24 protein-coding genes are annotated in these 23,589 nt (G+C 55.9%); 8 read left to right on the top strand and 16 right to left on the bottom strand.

What is annotated here, in order from left to right; genetic code table 11:
• Positions 1 to 30: 30 nt before the first annotated feature.
• A complete protein-coding gene (gene phoU / locus OHL22_RS13110; protein ID WP_263337970.1) occupies positions 31 to 702 on the bottom strand; it encodes a phosphate signaling complex protein PhoU in 672 nt (223 codons plus the stop codon).
• Positions 703 to 893: 191 nt separating this feature from the next.
• Between phoU and OHL22_RS13105 the strand changes: the two genes are divergently transcribed.
• Positions 894 to 1,541: a flavin reductase family protein gene (locus OHL22_RS13105; protein ID WP_263337966.1), complete on the top strand. Its 648-nt coding sequence runs from the start codon at positions 894 to 896 to the stop codon at positions 1,539 to 1,541.
• 149 nt (positions 1,542 to 1,690) lie between these two features.
• Here the strand turns inward: OHL22_RS13105 and OHL22_RS13100 are convergent, their stop codons facing one another.
• The 4 genes from OHL22_RS13100 to OHL22_RS13085 all read right to left on the bottom strand — a co-directional run bounded on the left by OHL22_RS13100 (position 1,691) and on the right by OHL22_RS13085 (position 7,171).
• Positions 1,691 to 4,339 (bottom strand): ABC transporter permease, encoded by a 2,649-nt coding sequence (locus tag OHL22_RS13100; RefSeq protein WP_263337965.1) that lies wholly within the window; start codon positions 4,337 to 4,339, stop codon positions 1,691 to 1,693.
• Between the two features lie 45 nt (positions 4,340 to 4,384).
• On the bottom strand, positions 4,385 to 4,717 hold the full coding sequence (locus tag OHL22_RS13095; protein WP_263337963.1) for a PadR family transcriptional regulator: 333 nt from the start codon (positions 4,715 to 4,717) through the stop codon (positions 4,385 to 4,387).
• Between the two features lie 147 nt (positions 4,718 to 4,864).
• Entirely contained in the window at positions 4,865 to 5,809 is a 945-nt protein-coding gene (locus OHL22_RS13090; RefSeq protein ID WP_263337962.1) for a hypothetical protein, read from the bottom strand.
• Positions 5,810 to 5,899: 90 nt separating this feature from the next.
• Entirely contained in the window at positions 5,900 to 7,171 is a 1,272-nt protein-coding gene (locus OHL22_RS13085) for an MFS transporter (protein WP_263337958.1), read from the bottom strand.
• Between the two features lie 272 nt (positions 7,172 to 7,443).
• Here OHL22_RS13085 and OHL22_RS13080 point away from each other — a divergent pair, with 272 nt between their 5' ends.
• Both OHL22_RS13080 and OHL22_RS13075 read left to right on the top strand, forming a co-directional pair.
• Positions 7,444 to 8,019: a YceI family protein gene (locus OHL22_RS13080; RefSeq protein WP_263337956.1), complete on the top strand. Its 576-nt coding sequence runs from the start codon at positions 7,444 to 7,446 to the stop codon at positions 8,017 to 8,019.
• Between the two features lie 239 nt (positions 8,020 to 8,258).
• The gene (locus OHL22_RS13075) at positions 8,259 to 8,756 is read left to right on the top strand and encodes a MarR family winged helix-turn-helix transcriptional regulator (protein WP_263337954.1); all 498 of its coding nucleotides are present in this window, start codon (positions 8,259 to 8,261) and stop codon (positions 8,754 to 8,756) included.
• Between the two features lie 93 nt (positions 8,757 to 8,849).
• On the opposite strand, the gene OHL22_RS13070 is transcribed toward OHL22_RS13075, so the two are convergent.
• The 3 genes from OHL22_RS13070 to OHL22_RS13065 all read right to left on the bottom strand — a co-directional run bounded on the left by OHL22_RS13070 (position 8,850) and on the right by OHL22_RS13065 (position 11,481).
• Positions 8,850 to 9,608: a LuxR C-terminal-related transcriptional regulator gene (locus tag OHL22_RS13070; RefSeq protein WP_263337950.1), complete on the bottom strand. Its 759-nt coding sequence runs from the start codon at positions 9,606 to 9,608 to the stop codon at positions 8,850 to 8,852.
• A gap of 14 nt (positions 9,609 to 9,622) precedes the next feature.
• Positions 9,623 to 9,916: a PilZ domain-containing protein gene (locus OHL22_RS25065; RefSeq protein ID WP_377819478.1), complete on the bottom strand. Its 294-nt coding sequence runs from the start codon at positions 9,914 to 9,916 to the stop codon at positions 9,623 to 9,625.
• Between the two features lie 290 nt (positions 9,917 to 10,206).
• Entirely contained in the window at positions 10,207 to 11,481 is a 1,275-nt protein-coding gene (locus tag OHL22_RS13065; RefSeq protein ID WP_263337949.1) for a hypothetical protein, read from the bottom strand.
• A gap of 183 nt (positions 11,482 to 11,664) precedes the next feature.
• On the opposite strand from OHL22_RS13065, the gene OHL22_RS13060 reads away from it, so the two are divergent.
• The 3 genes from OHL22_RS13060 to OHL22_RS13050 all read left to right on the top strand — a co-directional run bounded on the left by OHL22_RS13060 (position 11,665) and on the right by OHL22_RS13050 (position 13,395).
• The gene (locus tag OHL22_RS13060) at positions 11,665 to 11,955 is read left to right on the top strand and encodes a hypothetical protein (protein WP_263337942.1); all 291 of its coding nucleotides are present in this window, start codon (positions 11,665 to 11,667) and stop codon (positions 11,953 to 11,955) included.
• A 439-nt stretch (positions 11,956 to 12,394) separates the two neighbouring features.
• A complete protein-coding gene (locus OHL22_RS13055) occupies positions 12,395 to 12,865 on the top strand; it encodes a hypothetical protein (protein ID WP_263337940.1) in 471 nt (156 codons plus the stop codon).
• Positions 12,865 to 13,395, top strand: coding sequence for a hypothetical protein (locus OHL22_RS13050; RefSeq protein ID WP_263337937.1), 531 nt, complete (start codon positions 12,865 to 12,867; stop codon positions 13,393 to 13,395). Before OHL22_RS13055 ends, OHL22_RS13050 begins: the two co-directional genes overlap by 1 nt.
• 79 nt (positions 13,396 to 13,474) lie before the next feature.
• Here the strand turns inward: OHL22_RS13050 and OHL22_RS13045 are convergent, their stop codons facing one another.
• From OHL22_RS13045 to OHL22_RS13035, 3 genes are all read right to left on the bottom strand, one after another.
• Positions 13,475 to 14,452 (bottom strand): aldo/keto reductase, encoded by a 978-nt coding sequence (locus OHL22_RS13045; RefSeq protein ID WP_263337934.1) that lies wholly within the window; start codon positions 14,450 to 14,452, stop codon positions 13,475 to 13,477.
• A gap of 46 nt (positions 14,453 to 14,498) precedes the next feature.
• The gene (locus OHL22_RS13040; RefSeq protein ID WP_263337932.1) at positions 14,499 to 15,539 is read right to left on the bottom strand and encodes an aminopeptidase; all 1,041 of its coding nucleotides are present in this window, start codon (positions 15,537 to 15,539) and stop codon (positions 14,499 to 14,501) included.
• 437 nt (positions 15,540 to 15,976) lie between these two features.
• The gene (locus tag OHL22_RS13035) at positions 15,977 to 16,435 is read right to left on the bottom strand and encodes a DUF1772 domain-containing protein (protein WP_263337929.1); all 459 of its coding nucleotides are present in this window, start codon (positions 16,433 to 16,435) and stop codon (positions 15,977 to 15,979) included.
• A 108-nt stretch (positions 16,436 to 16,543) separates the two neighbouring features.
• On the opposite strand from OHL22_RS13035, the gene OHL22_RS13030 reads away from it, so the two are divergent.
• Positions 16,544 to 16,888 carry a winged helix-turn-helix transcriptional regulator gene (locus OHL22_RS13030; RefSeq protein WP_263337927.1) on the top strand — a complete coding sequence of 115 codons (345 nt, stop codon included), beginning with the start codon at positions 16,544 to 16,546 and terminating at the stop codon, positions 16,886 to 16,888.
• A 27-nt stretch (positions 16,889 to 16,915) separates the two neighbouring features.
• On the opposite strand, the gene OHL22_RS13025 is transcribed toward OHL22_RS13030, so the two are convergent.
• The 5 genes from OHL22_RS13025 to OHL22_RS13005 all read right to left on the bottom strand — a co-directional run bounded on the left by OHL22_RS13025 (position 16,916) and on the right by OHL22_RS13005 (position 22,690).
• Entirely contained in the window at positions 16,916 to 17,677 is a 762-nt protein-coding gene (locus tag OHL22_RS13025) for a hypothetical protein (RefSeq protein ID WP_263337925.1), read from the bottom strand.
• 9 nt (positions 17,678 to 17,686) lie between these two features.
• Positions 17,687 to 18,556, bottom strand: coding sequence for an alpha/beta hydrolase (locus OHL22_RS13020; protein ID WP_263337923.1), 870 nt, complete (start codon positions 18,554 to 18,556; stop codon positions 17,687 to 17,689).
• A 116-nt stretch (positions 18,557 to 18,672) separates the two neighbouring features.
• Positions 18,673 to 20,547 carry a glycoside hydrolase family 35 protein gene (locus OHL22_RS13015; RefSeq protein ID WP_263337920.1) on the bottom strand — a complete coding sequence of 625 codons (1,875 nt, stop codon included), beginning with the start codon at positions 20,545 to 20,547 and terminating at the stop codon, positions 18,673 to 18,675.
• Between the two features lie 170 nt (positions 20,548 to 20,717).
• Positions 20,718 to 21,494 (bottom strand): hypothetical protein, encoded by a 777-nt coding sequence (locus tag OHL22_RS13010; RefSeq protein WP_263337917.1) that lies wholly within the window; start codon positions 21,492 to 21,494, stop codon positions 20,718 to 20,720.
• 86 nt (positions 21,495 to 21,580) lie between these two features.
• Positions 21,581 to 22,690, bottom strand: coding sequence for a carboxylate-amine ligase (locus tag OHL22_RS13005; protein ID WP_263337915.1), 1,110 nt, complete (start codon positions 22,688 to 22,690; stop codon positions 21,581 to 21,583).
• A gap of 95 nt (positions 22,691 to 22,785) precedes the next feature.
• Between OHL22_RS13005 and OHL22_RS13000 the strand changes: the two genes are divergently transcribed.
• Positions 22,786 to 23,430: an alpha-ketoglutarate-dependent dioxygenase AlkB gene (locus tag OHL22_RS13000; RefSeq protein ID WP_263337912.1), complete on the top strand. Its 645-nt coding sequence runs from the start codon at positions 22,786 to 22,788 to the stop codon at positions 23,428 to 23,430.
• Positions 23,431 to 23,589: the final 159 nt, after the last annotated feature.

Genomic DNA, 23,589 nt, shown 5'->3' with positions numbered 1-23,589 from the left:
TGAGAAAGGAAAAATTCGTTTTTGACGTGGTTAATCGCTCGCCAGGCTCAGTTCATGCCGCACATCCGCACCTCGGATCCAGAAAATCACGTCCGTCGCGATGTTCGAGGCATGATCCGCAATTCGTTCCAGATTCCGCGCAATCAGGAGCGCATTCAGCGCTTGCTGCGTATCCTCCGGCTTGCGTTGAATCCGCTCCAGCAGGTCCCTCTGCGCCGCGTGGTTCATGCGGTCAATCTCGTCATCCATCTCCCGCACCAGGTCCGAAAGCTGCGCGTCCCCATCCAGCAGCGCCTGCAGCGCCGACCGGATCATCCGGCTCGCGTAGTCACCCATGGCCGCGATATCCACCGGAAGATCCATCACCGGCAGGTCCATCAGATCCTGCGTGCGAATCGCGATACTCATCGACTGGTCGCCGATCCGCTCCAGATCCCCATTAATCTTGATCACCGCCAGAATGAACCGCAGGTCGACCGCCATCGGCTGCTCTTTTGCCAGCAGCTCGTAAGCCATTTCGTCCAGCTCCCGCTGTGCCGTATTGATAGCTGTCTCGTTCTCGCGCACATACTGGCACAACCCGGCATCGCGCCGCACGTAGGCATCTACTGAAGACTCAACCGCCTGCTGAGCCAGGGCGGCCATCGCCAGAATCTTGTCTTTCAGCTCCGCGAGCTGTTGTTGAAAATGAATCCGCGGCACCCCGGCGTCTCCCCCTGTAGAGAACGGGTCCGCCCATCAGCGGCACCCTATTCATACGATTGTGCATGATCGGTTGTTACCAGATCGCTAATTTCCATCTATGGAATGCTTTCAGCGCATCAAATCGGTCATACTTTCCGTCCGTCGACTCGCGATAGTTCCAATCGTTACTGAAACGTTAATCTAAATATATGTCGTCCATTCTTCGCCCTATCGTCAGCATGCGCACCGTGGACCCCGCCGTCCACAGCATGATGGACACCTATAAGCTCATGGTGGGCCTCATCGTTCCTCGCCCGGTAGCGCTTGTCTCCACGATCGACCTCGCCGGCGTCCCAAATCTGGCGCCTTTCAGCTTCTTCAGTGGAGTCGGCTCCAATCCCCCTACCGTCATGTTCTGCCCCACCCACAAGCGGGGCGAAGAGCACCGCAAAGATACCCTCCGCAACGTCGAACAGACCGGCGAATTCGTCATCAACGTAGTCTCCGCCGCGCTCGCCGAGGCTGCCAATATCGCCGCCGCGGACGTAGGCCCCGAGGTCGACGAGTTCGAGCTTTCCGGCCTCACACCAATCCCCAGTGAAGCCGTCCGCCCACCCCGCGTCGCCGAATCCCCAGGCCACATCGAGTGCAAGCTCCTTCAGATCATTCACACCCGCAAAGACCCAGCTCCGGGAGCAGGTGTTATCGTCCTCGGTGAAATCGTCCGCATCCACATTGACGCCGAGATCGAAGACAACTTCCGCGTAGACGCCGACAAGCTAGATGCCGTAGGCCGCATGGCCGGTAATACCTGGGCTCACACCCGCGACCGCTTCGATCTTACCCGCCCGAGATAAGCGAATAAGAAATCGAACTCGAAACATTGCGCGACGAGAACCATGGTCGAACGGTGTCTTTTCAGGGCCAAAGGCCCGACAACATCCCAGCCCATCGGGCTGGGTGTGAGATACCTTTCCGGCGTTAAGGGCTGAAAGCCCGTCCTAAACTACTCCTCCCGCAGCGTTGCCGCCGGATCGATCTTCGCAATCCGCAGCGCCGGAGCAGCCCCCGCAGCCACTGTCACCAACGCCAGCACAGCAACCGTTGCCATAATCGTCGGCCCGTCGTACACGCCCACGCCATACAGCACACTCCGCATTGCCCTCAGTGCCACGGAGCACAACAGCAGCCCCAGCACCAGTCCCGCTGCCGAGGCTCTCACGCCAGGCGCGCCTACATGCACCATCGCCCGCTTCAGCGTCGAGCCCAGCGCCATCCGGATACCGATCTCCCGTGTCTTCTGCGCCACCACATTCGCCACCAGCGCAAAGATGCCGACTGCGCTCAGCAGCAGCGCCAGTCCAGCCATCGCACTCAGCAGCGCTACCTCCACCCGCTGCGTAGCCAGCGCCTTCGCCTGCAGATCCTTCATGCTGTAGAACCCCGAAAACGGCAGGTTCGGATCAACACTCGCCAGCGCTTTCTGCATCTGCCCCGTAAGCCCATCCACCGGCCCGCGTGTCCGTACAATCCAATCGGGTTGAAACCACGTATGCACCAGCGTCAGCCCTTGCGCATTCTGCTGTGCCGCCGGCTCATAGATCGACTCCTCGCTCATCAGCGGAGCCAGCACTTCCAGCCCAGGCTCAATCGGCACATCCGCCACCACTCCGACAATCCGCATGTTCTTTTCGATGTGCCGCCCAATCGGGTTCTCACCATGAAAAAACTTCCGAGCGAATGTCTGGTTCACAATCACCACTGGTTCCGTATCCGGCCCATCCGAATCGGTAAAGTACCGCCCGGCCAGCAGCCTCATCTGCAGCGCCTGAAAATACTCCGGCGTCACATAAACCATCCCCGACATTACCTGCGTTCCCGCATTCGGACCCTCGCTCAGCGTGATGCCGTCATTCAGCGCACGCTCATAAGGCACGCTCAACCCCACCGCCGCATACTTCACTCCCGGAATCTGCCGCATCGCCGCCGTTCCTTCATCCATCAACTTGCGAAACTCCGCGCTATCCCGATAACGCACATCGTCCAGCGGCGCCTTCGCCGTCATTACGCCCGTCGCGTCAAATCCCGGCGGCAGCGTCTCCAGGTGTACCAGCGAGCGAATCAGCAATCCCGACCCCGCCAGCAGCACTACCGTCAGCGCTACCTCACCAGCAATCAGAGCCTGCCGCACGCCAATGCGGTCACCGCCATGCATCCCACGGCTGGCCAGCGCCGACCGCAGGTCAAAATCCCGCAAAGCGAGCGCCGGCAGCATGCCAAACAGCACACTTGTCACCACCGATACCGCCAGCGTAAACAGCAGCACCCGCCCATCCAGCGGCACGCTCGCCGTCGGCAGATAATGCTCCGGCAGCAGCACTATCAACTCACGCAGGGCTCCATAGCCCACCAATACTCCCGCAGCACCGCCCAGCAGTGCCAGCATCAGATGCTCTACCCATATCTGCCGCCGCACCTGCCATCGCGAAGCACCTAGCGCCAGTCGTGTCGCCATCTCCGGCCCGCGCCGCATCATGCGCACCAGGGTCAAGCCCGCAAGATTTGCGGACGCAATCAGCAGAATGAACCCTGCCGCCAGCATCAGCCCCGTCGCCTGAGGTCTCACCGCCTCCGTCTCACCCTTTTGCAGCGGTACCGAGTAATAGCTCACCGCGGCTCCCTGCGGCTCATAACGGCTGTGCCGTGCGAGCCATGCGCGATTGATCTCCGCATCCGCCTCCTGCCACGTCGCCCCATCGCGTAACCGCGTGATATCCGTAAAATTCGTCCCACCGCCCTCACCGTTCTGGCTCGCCTGGATCGTCGTATACAGATCCGCCTCGATCGGCGTCGTTGCCCCTTGTGGCAGCACGCCAACCACCGTATACGGCTCGCCCTTCAACAGAATCGGCTTGCCAACAATATTCGGATCAGACTCGAACGTGCTCTGCCAAAGGCCATAGCTCAGGATCGCGACCTTCGCTCCATTCGGCAGATCTTCAGTCTTCGTAAAGTTGCGCCCCATCAGCGGCTGTATCTCCAGCACATCCAGATAGTGCGCCGATACCCGCGAATAGTGCAGATACTCCACATGCGATCCTGCCCTCATATCCACGCCCGTCGCGTGTCCATTCGAGATCGCCGAAATCAACGCCGGCACGCGGTCGCGCAGCAACTCCCACTGTTCGCCATTGATGTGGTGCCGCTCATCCTCGGATATAGGTCCAGTGATGCGCGTATAAATCGTTCCCAGCCGCTCCGGATGCGCATACGGCAGCCGCGTCAGCATCAGCGCATTCACAATCGAAAAGATCGCCGTATTCGCACCAATCGAGAGCGCCAGCGTAAACAACACCGTCGCCGTAAATCCAGGGCTCCGCCATAACTGCCGCGCACCATAGCGCATATCCATCCAAAGCTGTTCCATACCTGCCCCCGCGCGCCGATCACGCACCGCCTGCTTCACCTGCTCCACACCACCAAACTCACGCATCGCAGTCCGATGCGCCTCTGCACCGGACATGCCTTTGGCAATACGCTCTTCCTCAACCATCCGCACATACGAGCGCACCTCCGCATCAAGTTCCAATTCCGCCTCACGCCTGCGAAAAAGATTGCGAAGGATTCTAAGAATGCCGCGTCGCTGTCGTTTCATGCTTTCCTCTGCTGCGTTATCAGCAGTTCTTCTTGTCTTTCACGCTCAAACAGCTTTCAGCGCACTAGCCATCGCGCCAGCCACCTTCTGCCACTGTTCCGTCTCGACTTCCATCTGCGCCTTGCCGGCTTTGGTCAGCTTGTAATATTTCGCGCGTCGGTTATTCTCCGACTCACCCCAGAACGAGCTGAGCCATCCTGCCTCTTCCATGCGATGCAGGGCAGGGAAGAGCGACCCTGGTTTCACCAGGAACGTCCCCTTCGTGATCTGCTCAATGCGGCGCGAAACCCCCAGTCCATGCAGCTCACCGGTCGCAAGCGCCCGCAGAATCAGCAGATCCAGCGTTCCCTGTAGTAAATTCGTCGCGTTATCGCCCATGCCACCCATTCCTATCGTTCGTCTATACGAATCACTCCAAAAGAATCTTCCATCTCCTATCGAATGTCAATAGGGGATGGCACTGCTAAGTTATGGCCGATAGACAAGTGGTGGTATTTAGTCCGGGATCGACGCAGACTGTCTCGGTTAATGCGCGCTCGCCGCACCCTGTGCAGGATCCCGTGCCGGATTGCAGGAAACTTCGTGCATACTCACCGTTTTCACGGAATAGTTTTCTGGAGGAGCAAAGACAGAGATATCGGGCTCACTCAAATTCAAGTCAATCAACTCGTATTTAGTCGAGATAATTCCCAACGAAGAACTTGGACGTTCGGTTATCCTACGTAGCGCAAATTGCGTGTTGTGCTTCACCGTACCGATCTTAGCCAGCCATAGTTCTGAGTGATAGGTTCCATCCGTTGCGGTGACGGTAACACGGCAACCATGCGCTACAACATGGTTTATCGTCTCGTCGCCGAGATCGTCGTCCTTCTCCGAAATCTTTTGTGTCGGCATGTTCTCGGAATGCACATGCTTCAAACAGTCTTCATAGCTGGGTTCAGGTACAGGTAAATCCCCATCCGGCGGTGGCACTGCTTCGCCATCTTCATGGCAATACGGAAATTGGTGCTGTCCCTCAGGCATACAGTGCGCCGAAATCATGCCGAATTGAGCTTCTCCACGTGTCAACCGCTGGTCGTCAGGCGCAATTTCCCAACAGGATTCACGCCCCTCAACAGGCGTTGGAAACAGCAAAAGTTTTGTCTGCGGGCTGCTTGTATTCCATACCGTGCGAGTTCCCTTTACCGGATCGTCAGCAACCGAAGAACTAAATCCGTTCGCCAGAGAGGTTGTTCGCAGCAGATGGCGCCACTGCGAGTCGAATGCGTTTACTTCGTCCATTTCTTGGGTCACGATTGTGCCGTCGCGGCTTGTCTGCACTGTGGTAATTCGAAACTCCGTGGTGAACGGTATCTGCGTCCAACGCGAAGTTTTTCTGGATGCATTGGAAGAACGCTCTCGACGCGTCTGACTCGTCAAGGGGAGGGTCAACGACGCCAGGGCAAGAACCACTACGATAAGAGATTTCATGCGCATATCTTCCTCCGCAGTCGTTAGTCGCACGATGTCGCTAGTGTGGCGCGTGATGCGAGTCAGATCAAGCGGAATGCGCAATTTACCTCACACCGCCTCCAACTCCACCCCACGGCTCTCCCGCCCCAGCGCCGTAACAATGGCCAGCGTCACGGCCACCACCACCACCGTCCCCGCCAGCACCGGCGAATAGCTCCCAAACCGCACCGCCAATTTGTCCTGCACATACAGGTTGCGTGACGTAACGAGATTCCCAAGCTGATAAGCAAACCCCGGCAGAATCGCCCGCACCGGCCCCGGCGAAAGCTCCGTCAGATACGCCGGCACCACACCCCAAGCGCCCTGCACCATAAACTGCATCAGAAACGCGCCCACCCCCAGCCACAGCGGAGAATGCCCATACGCAAACAGCGGCGCAATCGGAATCGCCAGCAGCGCCGCGCAGATAATCGCGCGCTTGCGTCCCCATTTCTCCGACAGCGTTCCAAAGACAAAACCGCCCGCCAGCGACCCCACGTTATAGACGATTCCCAGCAGTCCCACCATCCCCGCCGTAAACCCGCACTCCTTCGTCAAAAACGTCGGATACCCATCCTGCGTCCCATGCGAAAAACTGCAGAACGCCGACATCAGAATCACAAGAAAAATAAAGTTCGGCGCATACGATTTAAGCTTCGGCAGCACCGGCTCTTTCCTGCCCTCTGCTTTGCGCAGCTTCGCTTCCTTCCATGCAGGCGACTCCTCCACGCGCGACTCGACAAAGAAGACCAGCAGCGCCGGCGCGGCGCCCACAATAAACAGCCCGCGCCATCCGATCGGCAGCGAGAATCCACCTATGTGGATGCCATTAAACAGCAGCCCAAACAGTGCCGCTGCCAGCAGATATCCAACTGCGTATCCCTCCTGCAAAATCCCCGAAAACACTCCGCGTCCCTCGCGCGGCAGCGACTCAAAGGTCAGCGCCGCGCCTACCCCCCAAACACCACCCATAGCGATGCCAAACAGCGCTCTCAAGACCAGCAGCGCAGTCAGCGAAGGAGCAAATGCGCAGCTCAGCTCTACGGCCGAATAACAAAGGATGTTGATGATAAGCGTGGGCTTCCTGCCGATCCGATCCGCCAGCGCTCCAAACAGAAATGCACCCAGCGGTCGAAAAACCAGCGTCAGAAACACCGCATCCGCTACCGCTGAAACGGGCACGCCAAAATCCTTCGCGATCGCCGTCCGGCACATAATCAGCAGAAAGAAATCCAGCGAGTCCAGCGACCAGCTCAGGAACGAAGCCCAGAAAGCATAACGCTGCGAAGGAGTGAGACGGGCAAAGTGCTCTCCCACGGCGCGAAACGAGGCAGACGGCATACGCCGGAGCATACCAGACAGATCAGACTATCCACTGCCCACTCTCTAGGGTTCGTACATTGGAAAATATTTGTTGCAACAACTATTCCTATGCTGCATCCTATCCACCAGAGTTCATGCGGCACGGATACACTCATCCAAGGTTCCGCCCGCTACGCAGTTTTGTTATATTCGTCCGGCTCATCGCCATCATTCGGGTGCAGGCAGGGACGCGAACGATCAACACCGAATACCCCGGCCTTGCCGCCGGTCTTTGCACGAAAGGAACATCCATGAAGCTCGTGAAAGTAGCCTCTGCGATACTGGCCCTTGCGGCCCCTCTCGCTATCGCGCAACCCTCCACCTGGAAGTCCGATTCCGCCCACAGCGATGCTGAATTCGTCGTCAAGCATCTCGGCATCTCCAATGTTCATGGTCGCTTAGGCAAAGTGAACGCCACCATCACGCTCGACGATACGGACATCACCAAATCCACGGTCAATGCCATCATCGATGTGACCGGTCTGGATACCGGTAATTCCTCACGCGACAACGACGTCAAGGGAGACAACTTCTTTAACGTAGTCAAGTTCCCGACGGCAACCTTTGTCAGCACCAGCGTGGCCAAGGGTGGGCTCGGCTTGTTGGTCACTGGCAATCTCACCATCAAGGGCGTGACCAAGCCAGTTGTGCTGAATGTTGCTGGCCCTAGTGCTCCCATCACCGGCATGGACAAGAAGCCGCACATTGGCTTCGAGGCCACCACCACGCTCCATCGCACCGACTTCGACATCGCTGCCAAGATGCCCGCCGCGGTAGTGAGTGATGACGTAGCCATCACCATCGACCTCGACGCCGCCAAGCAGTAACTTCTGCAGCACCGGCTTTAGTGTTTCCGTGAGAACTTGTGAATCACTACAAATCGGAGTGGGCTGCCAATAGGCCGAAGTTCAAAATCAGTTCTCACGCAACCTCTGAAGCCGCATTCCTTCAGCCGAATCTAATTCAACGGCGAACAACATCAGAGAAATGGGGCTGACGAAACTCGCAGCCCCATTTCCACGCGGTTGGCATCGAGCTTATTTCCACACCGCGATCAGGAGTAATCATGAGCGCAAATTCTGAGGACAACAGCCGAGCCCCAGGCTTTTCCGGTCCTGAAGAAGAAGCGCTCATCAATCTCATGCGCACCGCCGACCAGCTCCAGCGCGAAATGCAGCATCGCCTCAAGCCCGTCGGCCTCACCCTCACCCAGTTCAACGTCCTGCGCATACTGCGCGCCGCTCGTCCGGCAGGACTCACATGTTCCGCCGTCGGCCAGCGTATGATCACGCCGGAACCGGATGTCACGCGACTTCTCAATCGCCTGAAATCACAGGATCTGATCGATCAGGAGCGCGATTCTTCCGATCGACGCGTCATCTGGAGCCGCATCACCGCGGATGGTCTCAAATTACTTGCCAAACTCGATCCCATCGTCGAGCGCGCCCCGCGCGAGATCCTTGGGCACCTCACCCGCGAAGAACTTCAATCGATGACACGGCTGCTGAAGAGTGCCCGCTCAGGCCCGGAACCACCCAGCAGTCCGGCAGCAATTCTCCTCTGATATCAGGTTCCCGACAGACTAAGTTCCCAATCAATCCACAAAGCAAAAGGGGCGAACCTCGCGGATCGCCCCTTGCCATGATGTGCTTTGTTCCTAGTGCGATACGACCTTGGCGACAATTTGCTCCTCTTCGCCATCTGCGTGAATCAGCTTATGATGCAGGCAATAAAGCGCCAGCTCCAGGCGGTCCGATACGCCCAGCTTGTCGTAAATCTTGCGCAGGTAGTTCTTGATCACCTGCTCCGTAGTTCCAAGTTGATAAGCGATCTCTTTGTTTCGCTTACCCTGCGTAATGCAGGTGATGATCGCCATCTCTTTCGGCGACAGCCGAGGCTGGCTTCGCGGGCTCACCAGCGCCGCTGCCTGCGAGCGGTACGCCTCAATCACCAGGTTGATGGACTGGTTATCGATCCAGGTCTCCCCTGATGCAATCTTGCGCACGCATTTCACCAGCAGATCCGGCGAAATAGCTCGCGAGATAATGCCTCGCACGCCTCTGCGGTAGAGTTCCACCGTGTGGTTGTCGTCCGTTATAGAGGTCTGCACGATGATCTTGATGTTCGGCGCGAGCCTCAGCAACTCTGGAATCGCGTTGGCCACTCCAGCTAGCATGCCGCCCTCCAGCAGTACCACATCCGTTGGGTAGCGCTGAATCGCGGCCTGCAGATTCTCAAGCGAGTCTGCCTGTGCGACTACGCGGACATCGTCTTCCAGAGCGAAAACCTTGCGGATACCCACGCGATAAATAGCCTGTGAATCCGCGAGGATTACGCGAATGGCGCCAGGCTTGGCGGAATCCTGAATTTCTCCCTCTGGTGTATCTTCCAGAAAGTCCATCTTAATGACTGCCATGTGTGCCTATCGAGTCACTGATCCGCAAATCGGTACTCGTCAATTGTCGCAGCGGTGTGAAAACCGGGTTGGTTTGGAAAACAGCGTACCACACGCCCGCTGCAGTGAACTAAAACATCTCGCGGAGTGCCTAGGATCGTACTAGGCATCCGCAGCGAAAAACCAATTTGCGCTCCCGTCGTCACTCTCCGGTCGGTATGGAAAAGCACTCCGCTGGCTGACACATTCACTGTTGCAGCGTCGAACTCTTCCTGGTCGGTGGACAGAACCACGGGCAAACTTAACGGAAACCGTACTGCGCAACGCACTTCTTGCCGAGTTGACTCGTCGGTGCTTGCAGGCGAAACAGACAACGCGGTGATCGGTGGATTCGTCAAACGGAAACCCTCCCAGGATTCGATAACCTACTCTACCGTAAACCTGATGCGGAGAGCCGCAATCCTGGATGCACCAAAGTTTGTTCTACTTTGCCTCACCTTATCGCAATTCGCACATACCTACTATCCCTCAAACGGGTTACTTATGCGCGGAAAATGGTAACAAATTTTCTAGAAGTGTGTTTCATATTTTGTCAATAGACTCGGTCGGGGTACTTTGCTTAACGCCAGAACGCCGCCGAGGCGCCCACCCACTCCAGATCACGGTTATGGTCCACGCCCATCATCTTCCCGCGCCCCAGCCGAACCAGCGAGAGCGCAGGGGTCAAATTTCCTTCATCGGGCCATATATATAGGATGCGGATCTCGGCCTGCGTCCGGCCGTGGGGAGTTTCGATCGTCGGCGCAAAATGCATCCGTTGCTGTACCAGATAGTTCTTCCGCTCCGCTTCGGGAATAGCCTCCAGATCCGCTCGGGTCGGGGCGAACTGAATTCCTTTGCCCGCAAACGAAAACAGCGGTTTTAGCAGAAGTGATTCATAGACCGTTGCCCGGTCATCTCCGGCCCGCAGCGGAACCCCCGCCTCAGCCAGCCTCGTCAGCCCGGGTCCTGCCAGGAAGTCATCCACAAACGCCGCCGGCGGTATAGTTCTGCGCGCATCCGTCACCTTCCCCGTCGCCGTCAGCCAGGGCAGGGAAAACTTGCTCACCAGGAAATACCAGTTCGGATGCCCTGCCCATTCCACATCCCAGCTGGAGGTCAGGTCGAAAGGCAGCTCGATCCCTCGCACAATAATTTCGTCCGCAATCGCCCGGTTGTAGATTCGGTGAATTGGCGTCAGACGTCCCGCTTCGTCTCGGTAATACAATTTCCGTCCCGCAGGCTCGATAGTGGCAATGTCCACAACCGGAATTCCTAATCGCTTCGAAGTCAGCAGAAAATCCGGCAGAGTCTTCTGGTGCAGCGGATCCACCTCGGCCAAGACCACATTTTCAGGCGCATACTTGCCCAGCACCGCCCTGCCCATAAGCTCCCAGAACCCATCTTCATCCAGCCCACTCAGAAAAGTTCCGAACGACCGGTCAATCCCGAAGACCTCTCTATATTGATGGCAGAGTAGCGCCTGGTATCCGAATACCGAAGGAAACGCTTGTATCTCCACTAGCTTTGGCTCTAGTTTTCTGTCCGTTCCCTCGACCAGAGCGAAGTCTGCGGTCAAAAAGTGCGGATGCGCTGAATCTCCAGCCACGTCATAACCGGCCGGAATCGCCTTTCGCGCCGCTGTCAGATACTCCGGCCAACTCATCAGCCGCTGCGTAAGCTCTGCTCCGGCGTTTGCCATCTCATCCAGCATTTCTCGGGTCAGAAATATCGGCGTCTCTGCCACCCGGAACCCGATGTGCGTACCGGCCTCCAGCTCCAGATTCTCAAGCAAACGCAGGTATTTCTCTGGACGAAATGCCCGATTATATGCGGCGCGAAATTCAGGAATCAAAGTAACCCTCACGCATCTCGAAAGTAATTCGATTTCGCGGATCAAAAGTGCATTACCACGTTCCGTCCGTAAAGTGAAGACGATTTCGAACAAAAACGATCAATTTGCGACTATCGTTGTATCCCAAACGCAACATTTAGGTTACTCTTTTCCTAGCTTCCAGGCTAAATAGGAGATTTTGCTATGAAAAATGTATTCGTTTCCGCCGCCGCTACCATTAGCTCTTTAACTTTATTAGTCGGCTCCGCCGCTGCTTTTGCTGGCCCTGGCACCGTTCCAGTCGATCCTTCCACGATTAAGTCAATCGCCGCAGTGAGCTTTGGCCCCGGCACCGTACCTGTCGATCCGTCGACCATCAAGTTTGGCCCTGGCACCGTTCCAGTTGATCCTTCCACGATTAAGTCTGTCGCCGCAGTGAGCTTTGGCCCCGGCACCGTTCCGGTTGATCCCTCTACGATTAAGTCAGTCGCTTAAATTAAAGTTTGGTTGATAACCCGGCTTTGGTAGAACTACGGGGCAATAGTTGTAGATTGACAAATAGCTTGGGCTGCTAGACTCTTTTCTGGAGGAGCCTCGTGCTCGATCCGAGAGGTACACGGCCATCGATAATCTACTCCTGATCGTAGCGATTCTTGCAGAGATCGCTGTATTTGGCCTTCTGCTCCACCGTAAGGTGTACCGCACTCTTCCTGTATTTACTGCTTATATTGCTTGGACCATCCTTACAGACGTAGCTAACTACTTGATTGCGCATTGGTTCCCTGGACTTTACCTAAAGGCTTATCTCGCAGAAATCGTTCCGGATTCCATCCTTCAGCTATTTGTGCTTATTGAGCTGGCATGGTCAGTTCTCAGGCCCAGCAGATCCATACTTCCTCGTGGAACCGTATATCTGATAGCAGGTCTGGTTTTAGTGGCCGGTCTGATCGTATGGCCCTTGGCCGGTATGACAATGCCGCCGGGACTCTCCAAACATGGGGAACTCTATGTCCATTTCCAGCAGACAGTTGCAATTCTCCGCGTTGTCTGCTTCCTCTTCATGGCCGGATTTAGCCAGGTTCTTTCTATTGGCTGGAAGGATCGTGAGCTGCAGGTCGCCACTGGCCTTGGTTTTTTCTCGATTGTCACTCTCATCGTCGCTGTCCTCCATTCACACCAGGAGGCTGGAACCCTTTACTATCATTGGCTTGATCGTGCCACTACCTGCAGCTACATTGGTTCACTTTCGTATTGGATCGTCAGTTTCGTTACTAAAGAGCAGGAACGCAAAGAATTCAGTCCACAAATGCAAGAACTTCTGCTATTAATGAGTGGAGGTGCCCGTGCGAGTAGAATCGCACTCGGCGAACTTCCCTCAGATCAACAGAGGAAGAGGATTAAGTAATGCTGCTTCCATTGCTGCAAATCGCAATTGTCAGTGCCTTGCTGATCTACTTCGGTAAATGGCGCAAAAATATGCGCCGTCGCAATGTTCAGAGCTGGGATAGCCTGCTCTGCCAGTTGCGTACCGATTGGAGCGCCCGCGATCTAAGCGACCAGTTCCTCTGGAAAGAGGGCCTGAACGCCACGACCGAGGATATCTGGCAGCGTCTCAACGGACCTCATGGACTCTGGGCCATGTACCAGAACGCTCGCGTTCTGCTCGAGATGGCTGACTATGCCAATCGCAACATGTTGCCCGGTGCCGAGCCAATCGATCCGATGGTTCTCGAAGCGCTCCGCAGCGATGCAATGCAAATTCGACTCTGTGTTCTGATGGCCCTCGCGCAATACGCTCTGAGCCAGGCCACTGAGGGGGTCAAGGTCAATGCCTTCCGTGCCGCCAATATCTACAGCAGCATGGCGGCCCGCATGACCACCCTACTTCAGAACCACGCTGCCACGGTTCTCCCGGATTTCGTCGCCGCGATGTAATCGCCGCCGATCCAATAACCAAGGCCCGAGTTCTTCTGAACTCGGGCCTTTTGGCTTTTACCCAAATCTGAAGCGTGGCTTAAACAGGATTCGCAGCTAAAAACGCACCGATCTTCGCAAATTCCTCATCGTTCAGCCGCAAACGCAAAGCTGGAGCCAACTCTTTCACTTGCTCTTCGCTGCGCCCGCCCACAATCGCCGCCGTAATCGCCGGATGATGCAGTGTCCATGCCACCGCCACAACCCCAGGCTCAACGCCATGTTTCGAGCCAATCTCCCGCAGTAGCTCCACCAACCTCAGATTTCGGCTCAACCGCGGCTCGTTAAACTCCACCGCTTTTCGACGCCAGTCATCCGCAGGCATTGCGGCTACGCGCTGTGGTGTCATCTTTCCTGTCAGCAGTCCGCTCACCATCGGCGAGTAGTTGATCACACCAATCCCTTGCTCCTGGCAATACGGCAAAATCTCATGCTCAACCGCCGGCCGCAGCATCGAGTAAGGTGGCTGTAGCGAGGTAATAGGAGCAATCGCCTGCGCACGCTTCATCTGTGTCACATTAAAATTCGACACGCCAATCCAGCGGATCTTCCCGGCCTTCTGTTGCCGGGCCATCTCCGCCCAGCCTTCTTCAATCTCGTCCTCCGGATTGGGCCAGTGAATCTGGTAAAGGTCGATCGTTTCCACGTCAAGCCGTCGCAGAGAGTTGTCCAACTCCTCAGCCACCGACGCCGCCTTTAATGATCGATAGATCTTACGTTCGGCATCCCAGCGCATCGAGCACTTGGTAAAGATCAGCGGCCTCTCCGCCAGTCCTTTAACCGCCCGTCCGACAATCTCTTCCGAGTGTCCCAGCCCATACACCGCCGCCGTATCAATCCAATTGATACCCATATCCAGCGCCGCATGGACCGCTTCAATCGAAGCAGCGTCATCCTGCGCTCCCCAACCGAAGTCCCAGTTGCCGCCGCCGATCGCCCAAGCCCCAAAACCAATCGGGGTAAGCTTAAGATCGGAGTTGCCTAATGTGCGAAATGAATTCGAAGACAAGGTCGCCATGCAGTCATCATAGACCGCGCAACCCTTCTGTTTTCTGTCGCAATTCTTACGCCGCGATCAAAAATCGCCCGTCGCGCATGATCTGTTCTTCTCCGGCCTCCGACTCCAGCCAGATATTGAATCCCAGACCCACAACGTCAATGTGTGTGCTCGACCGCCAGGGCGCGCCCGTATGTTCGCCATACGGATTTCCAAACGCAATATGGATTCCCGGAAACTTTTCATCCTGCAGAATATTCCCGATCACCCGCTCTACCCCTAGATTCGTCCCAATGGCAAACTCGCCCACTCGGTCCGAATTCTCGTCCGTGTGCGTATACGCCCAAAAGTCCTGCTCCAAAGCCTTGTTTTCGCTCGAGCAGCTTACAATCCGGTTCCCCTCAATCTCAATCGTCAGCGGTGCCGCATGCAGTAGCCCATACCGTGCGCAGAGCCAGTCACCCACCACACCATCTACTACAAATGTTCCATTTACCTCACCAGGCGAAGTAAAGCACTCCCCACCCGGTAGATTTCCCCACTTCTCCGGACTGATAATCCCGCTCGTCTTAAACCACTTGTAGCCGGGATTCATTTCCGCAGTAATGTCTGTCCCTGCTGCCGTAGTCGCCCGGATGCGCGTCGCCTTTCGCACCCGCTCCAGCACCTGCTGGCTCAGCCGGTCTACCCGGTCAAAATCTGCCCGCATGCCCTGGCACATAATCTCAGGCGTAATGTTCACCATGTGCGCATGCCGCATTCGCCGCCGGTTGACCACATCCGTCATCTGCATGCGTGACCGCAGTTCGTTCTGCTGCACCTGCACAGCAAAAATCGAAACTTGAGAGCTCTCCATGTCTTCGAGCACTGCCTGCGGCATATCTACCAGCGGTCGTGGCGCAAGATCTTCCAGCCGAAACGCATTCCATTTGCATCCACGTTCTGCCAACTGTTCTGCGATTGATGCCGCAATCTCTTCTGTTGCCTGATCGGTTATCAGCGTCACTTTTTCCGCAGGATCAATCCGCAGGCAAGTTGTCACTGCCGAACGAGCACCATCTGCAAATTCGGCGGGATAATCGATTCGCAGCAGTTCGTTCGTGGTCATCGTTCCTCGCAAATATTGGTGAAATCAAAGAGCGTAGCCACCCGGCCCGCATAACCTGAGCGTAACTGAAAATTCATGTGATTGAAACCGAGAAACCTGCGCAAATTATCTCGTCAGCAATGATTTCCACGGTAGCAGGTCAATACGCGAAACGCGTATCTCATATGTAAATGACGAAATAAGAGCAACTTAACCGTGCTTTTCACCAGCCTCAGAAGCGGCCGATTAATTGCCATGGGATTTTAAAATTGCCTCAGGGTGGGATGAAAAGAATCGCAGTACAAGGCCTGACTCTTGAGCCGGTGTGCCATTCCCGAAGGGAATCGCTTCACCTTTACGCATGGTGCGAACCTATTGACTTGCCCCAACCACAAACCGGAGTGACTCATCCATTCAGCGCACTTTACTGAATAAGTGGGTAACAGCGGTTGATCGATTCATGCGCACTTCACTGCGCCAATAGCGACAAGCAACAGCACCGTCGCCACCATCAGCGCCGCAATCCGCACCCGATGCCGCAAATCCCACACATGATGCTCCGCCTTCATTGCCCGCGCAAACGCCCCATCCGGCATCGCCGCGATCCGGTTATTAATAGGCACCAGAAACATCAGTGTCAAAGCAATCACTGCAGCCCACACTCCGCACGCCGCATATAAAAAAGCAGAGCCGCTCTGCCCATGCCGCATCACCGCTTCGCCGGCGAGCAACAGCATATTCCCCACATACCAGAACGGCATCATCCGCCCCAGCAGCCGCGCAAACGCCCGCGTCGCAAAGGCCTGAGCCCCATCCTCCATCGTCAGCACCACCGGATTCACAAACGCGGAAACCGCAAACTCCACGCCCGTCATCATTCCCACGCTAACAATCGTTGCAATGTCCAGAATCAGCATCGTCCACTCCTAACCATGCGATAGCATCGAAGCGTCCGCCGATGCAGAACCACGTACTGACAAAGTTGTCAGCAGCCGCACCGCATCAGCCCTGAGAGGATCAAAGCAGTGCCTGTTTCGAAAAAAGAGATATCGCCATGCCCCCTCGACGCCGCTCTCTCCATCGTCGACGGCCGCTGGAAAGGCACCATCCTCTGGCGTCTCTCACAGCAACCTATGCGCACCAGCGAACTGCGCCGCAGCATACCTGGCATCACAGAACGCATGCTCATCCGCCATCTGCAAGACCTTGTACGCGACGGCATCATCGAGCGCATCGAGGAGTTAGCCACCCCCACCCGCGTCCGCTATCAGCTAACAGCCTACGGCCTGACCCTCGCCCCGCACCTCGAAGCCCTATGCGCCTGGGGCCGCATCCATCTGGAGAGAACCAAGCCTGTGAATCAGAAGTAGTCTTTTTTCGCTTGCCAGCATTGCTTTCTACGACTCGTGCTTCTCCAGCCACACACAAGATCGCGTGAAGTAATCTCTAACCGCCGTCTCCAGATACCGATCCCACACGGGCTTACGCTCACCTCGTTCTCTAGCAAACTTAGCTAGCGCATACCCAAACACCTGCTCTGGAAGATATCCGAGCTTCTGCATCGACCAGCCCTGCTTCTGACCATCCTGATACTGGCTGAATCGCGCCGCCGCGTTAGCAGTGAAGACTCCGAAGCCAAGAAACACAGTGAGAAGATCCGTCATCGGTTCATGATCCACCACATCTGGATCGATCAGCCCACCTTCAAGCAGAATCACATGACATAGCTCATGCGCGATCACAGCAACCAGACCCACTGGATCCTTCAAGCGGCCCGCATTTACAGCAACAACGCAGCGTTCGCTAGTCTCCGCATCGGGCGCACTCGGCATATACAAGCCACCGGTATTGGATTCAGGTCGAGCACTCCATTCTGGAAGCAACTCGCGCAGGCTCCGCTGATCATCTCGCATGAGTTCAAAGTCAATCTTTTCGCCGTCAACTTCCATGTAACCGCAGATCCGCTCAAACATTCGCTCCGCTGCCGCTTCACTTCCATCAAAGCGATCCGGAAAATCCGCATCGACAGGCAAGCGCACCTTCGCATCCAGCATTCTCTGCCGTCCCACCATTCCTTCAAGCCGCGCAAATCCCTCATCCACCCATAGGCGATCTTCATCGGTCACCGGCAATTTCACGCGAGACGAAAATAGAAACAATCGGCCTTCCTATGTGCGGGGTGTTCGCACTACAGATTTATCTTTAGCGCTAAACGAGTCAACACTTACGAACTTCCGAAACGCCTCCAACCCTTGCTCCGAATCCACAGCCTCGTTATGCCCGGCACCCGGCACACTCACAAACTGTTTCTGTTTCGCTGGACAAGCAGCAAACACTTCGCGCCCTTGCTGAATCGGCACCAACGAATCATTCTCACCATGAATCATCAATAACGGAGCGTTACTGCGAGCAATCATCCCCACTTCATCAAATGCAGTCTCCGCATCCGAGGAAGGCGTCATCCTCGCAATCGAAGAAGCACTAAGTCCGGTAGCCCGCGCAAACACAGGAAACTCTTCATCGGCTCGTGCAATCGTCCCGGCAAGAATCAATCCCGCAATCTTCCGCTGTGAAGCCACGTATGTCGCCATCGCTGTTCCGAGCGAAAACCCATATACAATCACAGGTCCAGCGGCAGCTTCCTTGTCGTAAATGGCCAGTGCGTCTTTGCGGAACTGCATCACATCAGCTTTGCCCTCACTGAATCCATAGCCACGATAATCAAATGCCGTTACTTCTGGCCCCTGTATCGCAAGCTGGTGATAGACAGACTGCGCTGTATCAATTTCCATCGCATTACCGTTGAAGAACAGCACATGAGGCCGTCGGGTATCGTGCTTGCCAAGATAAAACGTCCACCCTCGCAGTACTGCACCGGGCACTTGCAGCGATTCAACATCCCGTCCCACTGCTGCAGTCCAATGCGCTAACGGAGCAACAGGTGGAGATGATGGCAGCACCTCATTCACAGGCACCGTAACCTTCACATCAGATGAGCAGGCAAAAATTGCCACACTCATCAACGTTAGGGCGGTCAATCGAATTGCTCGTGTATAGCCAGAGCGTTTGAGTTTCATCTAACCAGGACTAGGGCTCGTATTCGAAATGATCACAAACGACGCAAAGGTTCGAAACAAAGTTTTGAAGAAATCCACTACTCCTGTATCGGCGCATCCAAAATTGGCTTATCCAACCCCGGCAGCCCAGGCGCATTCGTCAGGTTCAGATCCAGCACCGTAAGCTCATTCGCTCCGGGCTTCAGCCACACTCCCGGCACATACAGCGTCTCCTGCGGACCCACCTTCCACGTCCGTCCCAGCGGCCTGCCATTGAGCCACACAAATCCCTTCGTCAGCCCCGCTGAATCAAGAAAAGTATCCGCATCCGCACCGCCCGCATACCCCGGCGTAAACCGCCCGCGAAAGACACACGGCGCCGCCTTGCACCCGCCCGCGCTGAACTTCCACCCATCCACATCCGTCAGCGGCAGCGGATAAATCCTCCAGTCATGCAGCACAGTTCCGGCCACCGTCACTGATCCCAGAATCCCCTTGCGTTCCCCCCTAAGCTCCTTGCTGAAATTGATTCGCCCCGAGTTCTCTACCAGCAGATCGATCCGTGCACCCTTCACCACAGCCACCGAATCCAGCTTTGACTGGTTCAGCCGGCGATCCACCGTTCCCGCCAGCTTCCCATCCACATACACCTGCGCATAATCATGCAGCCCATCAATCGCCAGCTCGCCCTTCGCGTCCGCATGAGCAGTCGTGCGATACAGAATGTACCCATACGCCTGCCCCAGATCCTCCATACTCTTCAGCTCATGCGAAATCACCGGCTGCGGCAGGTTGTCCCACAGCGAAGCTGACTCAGTCAGCGCAATTGGCGCAACCGCCTGCGGAGCCGCCACACTCGGTACTACAGGCAGCGCCAATCCCGTAGCCTTCACGATTGCATTGCGAAAAGCGAAGTACTTCGCACGCGGCCTCCCGCTCTCATCGATCCCTGTGTCGTAGTCGTAGCTGTTCACGTCGGGCTGATAGTGCTTGCCATCCCAATTCGCCCCATTCATCCAGCCAAAACTAGTGCCGCCATGCACCATGTAGAGGCTCACCGAATACCCCTGCTGCAGCATCCAGCCCAACTCTTCTGCCTGCTTCGCTCCATCGGTCGTCTGGTGCTTCTCACCCCAGTGGTCAAACCACCCCGCCCAATACTCCCCGCTCATAAACGGGCCCTCCGGCCTCAGCTTGTGCAGCACCTCAAACCCATGCTTCGCCTCACCGGTTCCGAAATTGATCACCGCAGGCAGTTCCGGCAAGCTCCCATTCGGTATCTCTTCTGGACCATCCGCCGTATACATCACCGACTTCCCAAATCCAGCATCGATCAGCGCATGGTGAATCTGTTCCATGTACGCATGATCCTTATCGAACGACCCATACTCGTTTTCTACCTGCACCGTCAGAATCGGGCCGCCATTGGCCAACTGCAGAGGAGCCAGCTCTTTGCCCAGCCGCATTAACCATCGTTTTGCCGGCTCCATAAACTTCGGATCAGAACTGCGCACCACAATTCCCGGCGTCTTCAACAGCCAGTAGGGATAGCCACCCCACTCCCACTCCGCGCACGAATATGGCCCCGGTCGCAGCAACACCCAAAGCCCCTCCTGCTGCGCCTCGCGAATAAACTCTGCTACATCGTTCTGCCCCGTGAAGTCATACTTGCCCGGCTCCGGCTCATGCACGTTCCAGAAGACATACGTCGTCACCGCATTCAGTCCCATCGCTTTCGCCATCCGCAGCCGCGCCCGCCAGTACTCCCGCGGAATCCGCGGATAATGCATCTCGCCGGAGATGATCTGAAACGGCTTGCCATCCAGCTCAAAATGTCCATCGCGCACAGCAAATGTGTGCGCACGGCCATCGTTAGACTGCGCTCGCAACGGAGAGCACGTGAGCGCCAAAACCACAGCGCAGGAAGCGAGCAAAATCCATTGCCGCAAACGAGACGGAAGCACATTCGGCATAAAGCAGTCCTGTGAGATAGAGATAGATAGATCAAGAGCCGCGATAATCCAGCAAGCCCAAATGGGATTGTAGAACGCAGCTTCAAGAGAGGTCAGGCATACATCCGACTAGTGACAGGGCCATAGCGAGGTACAAGTCACTCTCCAGAGCGCTCGGCGCGGAATCTTCTTTACTCGACGCCACTTATGATCTTGTATTCGCGTCCGAGAATGTCAATTGCACCTTTTACCAGCACCACATTGAACCGCTTGAAGTACTTGAAGAATTGTTCAAGAGTGAGTTCCACGCGGACCTTCTTAACTTTAATTGGCGCGATCTGATCTTTCTGAAACTGTTCGTTCAACGATGGATACCAACCACTCCCGTTTTCTGCTGGTTTGGGATGGAAGTACCCAGACACGTATAAACTCCCCTCGATGTTATAGAACTCAAATCCGATCATTATTTCTTCTTCGAGATCTACGTTACCCGTTGCCTCGAATAATTCATCAAATGAGCTATCCGCACCGAATTCATCCGCCGCCGCCGTTCCCTTCCAATCTCCATATTGCGTAGATGCCTGAAAACTTTCCGACATAGCGGAACTCCTTTTTGCGATTGTGGTTAATTCTGAAATGCTCTGAGCGCCTTGTAGACTTTCAGCAATCTTGATGGCGACCTTGGATGTAACACCGTACATTTCTAGGAACGCAATCAATTCCGGCTCTTGTACATGTTGCGGGTTTCCAGGACCTCCGCTTCCTGTTGGCCCAACTGGAGAAAATATCACCGTTAAGTCTTTGCTGTGAGACGAGGAACGAAGTACATGCACAAAGACATTCATCAGCTTCACCCTTTCTCTAAGAAATTCGGTGAACAGCGCAGAGATACTCTGGCCCAGTTGTGCTTGTGCCAAATCCCATAAACCAAGATCGCTGTCGCGAACATATAAAGTTTTGTTTGCCATATGATTATATTTGCACGTATACGTATATTTTTCAAGAGAAGCTCCGTGGTAAATGCAGTTTATGAATTTTTTTGCATACGGGAACCCTAAAACAACCCCGCTGCAGTCTCCTCAGCCATGTAATCCACCACGGCCTTCAAGTCCTGGCCCGACTTCTCAAACACTGCAAGCTGCCGGTCAGCGCCTGTGCCCGTCTCAAGGATTGTTCTGATTCCGTTGATCGCCTCGCGGCTTCCTAACTCATCGACCACCGGATCGATCATCTCCAGATACTCGCGGATCAGATCCCGCTCCGGCACTTCAGCCTCTTTGCCAAAATCGATCAGCTGCCCATCCAGCCCATACCGCACCGCGCGAAACTTATTCTCCATCAGCAATGGGCGTGAGTAGTGCCGAAAGTCCTGGTTGCGCTCATGCAGGCGGTACAGGTACGCCGCCGTCGCCTGTATCAGCGCCGCCACCGAAATCGTCTCCTCTGCCCGTAGTGGAATGTCGCACGCCCGCACCTCCACCGTGTTGAAGTACGGATGCGGCCGGATATCCCACCAGATTTTCTTTCCGTTATCGATGCAGTTCGTCTTGATCAGCAGATTGACGTAGTTGTCGTACTCCGAATAACTAGAGAAAGCATCCGGAATTCCAGTCCGCGGAAAGTTCTCAAAGACCTTCGCGCGATAACCCTTATAGCCAGTATTCAACCCCAGCCAGAACGGCGAATTCGTTGTCAGCGCCATGATGTGCGGCAGAAAATACCGCATCGAGTTCATGATCCGGATTGCCGCCTCGCGGTCCTCGATGCCGATATGCACATGCAGACCAAAGATCAGGTTCGACCGCGCCACTAACTGCAGATCCTTCACCACCTGCCTGTATCGCGGGTCAGGATAAATCTCCTGCGTTCGCCAGTCCGCAAACGGATGCGTTGCCCCGGCAACCAGCGTGAGGTTGTTCTCCTTCGCGAGGTGAATCATCTGCCGCCGCAGGTCGTAGAGGTCCTCACGTGCCTCTTCCACGTTTCGGCAGACCCGCGTTCCCACCTCCACCACCGACTGGTGCATCTCGGCCTTTACGCGCTCTTCCAGCCGCATCTTGCCCTGCGACAGCATTTCCGTCGCAATATGTGACCGCAGATCCCGCGTCACCGGATCGATGGTCTGATACTCCTCTTCAATGCCCAGTGTGAAAGATGGCCGCATGGAGTCTCCAGATTGGTTTTGGCACTGCGTTGGGGCAATTGTACGAGTCCGAATTATTTTCGCCTAATTTTCGCTTTTTGGATTAGAATGCGTTCATGAGCAGTCTCGCAATGAATCTCTTCTCCCAGCTCCCCGCTGAACCCACTCACGAAGAGCTCTTCCCCGGCGCAATCCTCATGCGCGGTCTCGCTCTTGACCAGGACCGCGAATTCTTCGCCGCGGCTGAAGAGATTATGGCCGCCGCGCCCCTTCATCACGCTGTTACGCCCACTGGCCTGCCAATGCAGGTCATGGTCACTGACAGCGGCGACCTTCGTGCTTTCAACCATCGCTGGGTTCCTGAGCGCGACTCGGGCAAGCTTTGGCCGCCGATTCCCCGCATTCTCCGCGAATTCGCCATCCGTTGCGCCGTCCGCTCCGGCTTTCCCAACTTTCGGCCTGACTCATGCCACATCAACCGCTACCAGGCGGGCACCAAACTCGGCCTCCACCAGGACCGGCACGAGTGCGACTGGACCCAGCCCATCGTCTCTGTCTCTTTCGGCCTGGAATGCGTCTTCCTGTTAGGTGGTCTCAACCGCACCGACAAGCCCAAACGCATCCTGCTGGAGCACGGCGACGTCATCGTGTGGGGCGGACCATCACGCATGCGTTTCCATGGCGTCCAGCCGCTCAAACCAGGCCACCACCCGCTCACCGGTCCCTACCGGTACAACCTAACCTTCCGCAAAATCGCGTGAAGGTGGATCGCGCGACTCAGCATGAAAATTGCTCCACGTGGAGCAATTTGGGTTGATATGGGCTGGACGCAGAAATTGCTCCGCGTGGAACATTTTGACCTGTGAGCCCGATGGATGGAGAGCGGTGTCAAGTAGAGATGAGGGTAAGTTATTGCCGAG

The sequence above is a fragment of the Acidicapsa dinghuensis genome (assembly GCF_025685685.1).
GTDB lineage: Bacteria > Acidobacteriota > Terriglobia > Terriglobales > Acidobacteriaceae > Acidicapsa > Acidicapsa dinghuensis.
This window is presented reverse-complemented; position numbering and strand designations above follow the sequence as displayed.